At 38.3% G+C, this 3,698-nt stretch carries 4 protein-coding genes; 3 read left to right on the top strand and 1 reads right to left on the bottom strand.

Features of this window, described 5'->3' with window-relative positions; all coding sequences use genetic code 11:
* Positions 1-935: 935 nt before the first annotated feature.
* Entirely contained in the window at positions 936-1,091 is a 156-nt protein-coding gene (locus tag GNE10_RS32875; protein ID WP_180267544.1) for a hypothetical protein, read from the bottom strand.
* Positions 1,092-1,199: 108 nt separating this feature from the next.
* On the opposite strand from GNE10_RS32875, the gene GNE10_RS32870 reads away from it, so the two are divergent.
* The 3 genes from GNE10_RS32870 to GNE10_RS32860 all read left to right on the top strand — a co-directional run bounded on the left by GNE10_RS32870 (position 1,200) and on the right by GNE10_RS32860 (position 3,621).
* Positions 1,200-2,003, top strand: coding sequence for an S-adenosyl-l-methionine hydroxide adenosyltransferase family protein (locus tag GNE10_RS32870; protein ID WP_185570222.1), 804 nt, complete (start codon positions 1,200-1,202; stop codon positions 2,001-2,003).
* 272 nt (positions 2,004-2,275) lie between these two features.
* Positions 2,276-2,932, top strand: a complete 657-nt coding sequence (locus tag GNE10_RS32865; protein WP_185570220.1) for a DUF2301 domain-containing membrane protein — start codon at positions 2,276-2,278, stop codon at positions 2,930-2,932.
* Complete coding sequence (locus GNE10_RS32860; protein WP_099069105.1) at positions 2,932-3,621, top strand: ElyC/SanA/YdcF family protein; 690 nt, start codon at positions 2,932-2,934, stop codon at positions 3,619-3,621. Before GNE10_RS32865 ends, GNE10_RS32860 begins: the two co-directional genes overlap by 1 nt.
* Positions 3,622-3,698 lie beyond the last annotated feature (77 nt).

Genomic DNA, 3,698 nt, shown 5'->3' with positions numbered 1-3,698 from the left:
AAACCCCCAAGACCGCGCTGGCTCACCTTTTCCCCAAACCAAATTCCAGTTTAAAATCCAAAACCCGAGCAGTATTGGAATGGTAGTCAATTATAAACACAATTAATATGAAAGTATTACCCCACAATACCTTTACAATTTCCACACCCGATTCACTACCTGTAGTTCTGCAACGGATAGTTGAGTATTTCTATTTACTTTTGGCTACTTTCAAATAGAATATTTTCACTCCTGACTTTCATAAACTGGCCTTGAAAATAGGGACTGGTAACTGGGAAACCAAGACATTTTCATTGTTTATTGTGCGTGCAATTCAGGGATTTTCTTGGAAAAGTCCTTAAATTTTTTTCATCTTAAATTAAATTTATACTTGCTTTTACCAAAAGATTAAATAATTATCTGTATCTTAGTTATATCAAAAAATTAGTTGGCTCCCTTTTTGATGAGAAATAAAGATGCTTCAACATAACGTATTTACAAGGTTGTTGGTATTATGTAACATTCCTTTCAAATAAAATTGACATCATTCAAGGTTCCACCAACCTCAGCCTGAGTACAAACTATTTTGTAACTGTATAAGACACATAGAAAACAAACAGCACTTACGTAAATGTCACAATAAGTTTTTTAGCTGATTTAAGAATTGATGTCACTCAAGTGACAAAATCAAAATCAACATGAATATTATTCTTGCCGATTACAATCTCATCAAAGTTATTTTTGATGGTATAGTATGCTTCAATAATTCAGGCTTTTCAAGAATTAACGCGACATATTTAACAGAAAGCGCCGAAAAAATTACAACCTGGAAAACAAAAATCTTAGAAGCTGTAATCTAAAATCTAAAATCCAAAATTGGTAATAGTACTCCCTGAAAACACAAAAACCCGCCGTAGCGGGGTACACAACAAAACTATGAACAGTGAAAACTTGATTTAGGTCGAATATCTCATCTCAGCTTCTAGTTGACGAATCAGCTGTTCGTCGCCTTTTGCTCTGGCTACTTGCAAGCGATGTTCTAGGCTTTTTTGAATATTCTCTCTGTGAGCTTCTCTGGCTTTTCTGGCAGCTTGTAATCTACCTTGATTCATAGGAATTACCTCTTATTTTTGCTTTTATGTCTTGTATTCTTAACTTAGCATATATTTTGTAGCTGTTGCTACAGAAATTTCTGAATAAATCTAAATTTTAGTCAAGCTATGTCTGAGGATAGGATTAGCGAACAACCACTGGTGACTTTATTAAGCGATTTTGGCGATCGCGATGTCTATGTGGGGGTGATGAAGGGAGTAATAGCGCAAATTAACGCTCAAATCATGATGGTGGACTTAACGCATCAAATTCCACCGCAAGATATGGCCGCAGCTCGTTTTTCTTTGATGAATGCTTACCTTTATTTCCCAATTGGCACAGTGCATCTAGCAGTGGTTGATCCAGGTGTGGGCAGTAGGCGACGGGCGATCGCAGTAGAATTTGCTCAAGGGTTTCTTGTGGGGCCAGATAATGGCATTTTCAGTGGAGTATTAAGCCAGAGTCCGGCGATGGCAGCTGTGGAACTCACAAATCTTAACTTTTGGCGGACTCCCCAACCAAGTAAGACTTTTCACGGTAGAGATATTTTTGCACCAGTGGCAGCTCATCTTGCCAGTGGTATTCCCCTCAAACAGCTAGGACAAGAAATCGATTTAGCCAGTTTGGTGAAGCTAGATATCCGCGAGTGCAAGCAGACTACCACCGGTGTAGTGGGTTGCATTCAATATATAGATGGCTTTGGCAACTTAGTGAGTAATATTCCTGGAAGTTACGTTGACGGTAAAAGCTGGTACGTCCAGGCTGCTGGGTTGAGTATACCAGGATGCGAAACCTATAGTAATGTCAAAGTGGGAGAGCTGATGGCTTTGGTTGGCAGTCACGGCTGGGTAGAAATTGCCGTCAATAGCGGCAATGCTCGCTTACAGTTACAACTTAATTTAGAAGATGCCCTACATGTATGGTTTTGCTGACAAAACTAAAAGTCTTTGTTGACTGTTGATTGTTGACGGGTAACGGTGGCCAGTGTATTGTTGGTGGTTTAACTCTTGGAACCAACTGGCTCGTATCAGTCAACCGTCAAAAGTCAACACATCTTAAATTTAAAAATCTAATTATTCATATATCCTAGTGCATACTTTTAGAAAAACTCACATTAAATCCGTCTCATTGCTGATAATAATAAAAGTACCATTCAGCAATTTACCGTAACACTCTACTTTGAATCATAACTACGTTCTTAGCTATGACTACGCAAACACTACCTACACCACAAGTTTATCAAGGTCAGTTTGGGGAATTTACAATCACTTCACACGATCGCACTGGCGTAATTATTTACCGCGCTGGCTTAATGATAGCTGCACTCAGCTTTGCCGTTGGTAGCGGTTTGGTTTTGCTTAACAGCAACCAGACTGTTCTAACTGTGCTGACACCCTTATATGCTTGTTTTGTTTTGGCTCTTGGTGTAAGTTTATTTACGATTCATATATACATGTTAATACTACACCGAATGTTGCAAATTTTTTGGGCGATCGGTACTATCACATCCGTAATTTTAGCACTATCTAGTAGTCAACCTTTGGCTGTTACGGTATACAATCAGCCCATTACTTTATTTGGAGTTGGTTTTATCTTTGTTGCTTTAACAGGTATTTATTTTAAAGAAGCTTTTTGCTTCAATCGCCTGGAAACTAAAGTATTAACTCCCATAGTACCACTATTATTATTAGGACATTTGGTAGGAGTTTTACCAATTCACTGGGAAGGTATTTTATTAGGAATTTGGGCAACGTTGTTTTTGGTATTTGCTCTGCGAAAGACTGTGCAACCAATTCCTGCCGATATTGGCGATAAGTCTGTATTTACTTATTTGAAAGAACAGCGTCTCGCTAAAGTTTAATGCAGACAAAAAAACGTCGGCGTCAAAAATTTCTCAAAATAAAACTAATAAAACGCCAAGAAATGTGGACACTTACGGCTCCGGGGTGGGCGATTGCAATCGCTGTGATTGCTTATTTAATATTTTTGAGTATTACTCATGTACACTCATATCTCGCCGTAACTTCCCCTCTCAAATCAGCAGAAATATTAGTTGTTGAAGGATGGCTACCAGATTATGCCATAGAAGAAGCGTTAATAGAATTTAAAAACGGTTCTTATCGTCAAATAATTACCACAGGAGGTACATTAGGAAAAGGAACTTACCTGACTGGATACAATAATTTCGCAGAAGTGACAGCCGCCACCTTTAATAAACTTGGTTTAGAAGCAGAAAAAGTAGTAGCTGTTCCCACACCTTATGTAGTTAAAGATCGTAGTTACGCCTCTGCTGCTGAATTTTATCGCTGGCTATCCAATTCCAATATAAAAGTAGAATCAATAAATCTTTTTTCCTTGGATGTTCATACCCGTAGGAGTTGGTTAATTTTTAAAAAAATACTCTATCCAGAAATTCAAGTCGGGGTAATTGCTGCCAAAACTCAAGATTACGATCCACAGAAATGGTGGGGTTCTAGCCAAGGTGTGCGGACTGTTCTTGATGAAACAATTGCTTATGTTTATGCACGATTTTTGAGTTGGAAAGCTTAAAAATAATTTAAAAATTGGCGTTGCAAACCGGATTTATTATGATTTCCCCTCCTCGCTGGCGGGGAGGGGATTAAGGG

Source organism: Nostoc sp. 2RC (genome assembly GCF_014222165.1).
Lineage (GTDB): Bacteria > Cyanobacteriota > Cyanobacteriia > Cyanobacteriales > Nostocaceae > Nostoc > Nostoc linckia.
The sequence above is the reverse complement of the archived record's forward strand: the minus strand, read 5'-3'. Positions and strand labels throughout refer to the sequence as shown.

What these genes read in the sequence shown, in the direction of transcription:
- GNE10_RS32865 (WP_185570220.1), top strand. Translation starts at nt 2,276, where the DNA reads ATGACTACGCAAACACTACCTACACCACAAGTTTATCAAGGTCAGTTT.
- GNE10_RS32860 (WP_099069105.1), top strand. Translation starts at nt 2,932, where the DNA reads ATGCAGACAAAAAAACGTCGGCGTCAAAAATTTCTCAAAATAAAACTA.
- GNE10_RS32870 (WP_185570222.1), top strand. Translation starts at nt 1,200, where the DNA reads ATGTCTGAGGATAGGATTAGCGAACAACCACTGGTGACTTTATTAAGC.
- GNE10_RS32875 (WP_180267544.1), bottom strand. Translation starts at nt 1,091, where the DNA reads ATGAATCAAGGTAGATTACAAGCTGCCAGAAAAGCCAGAGAAGCTCAC.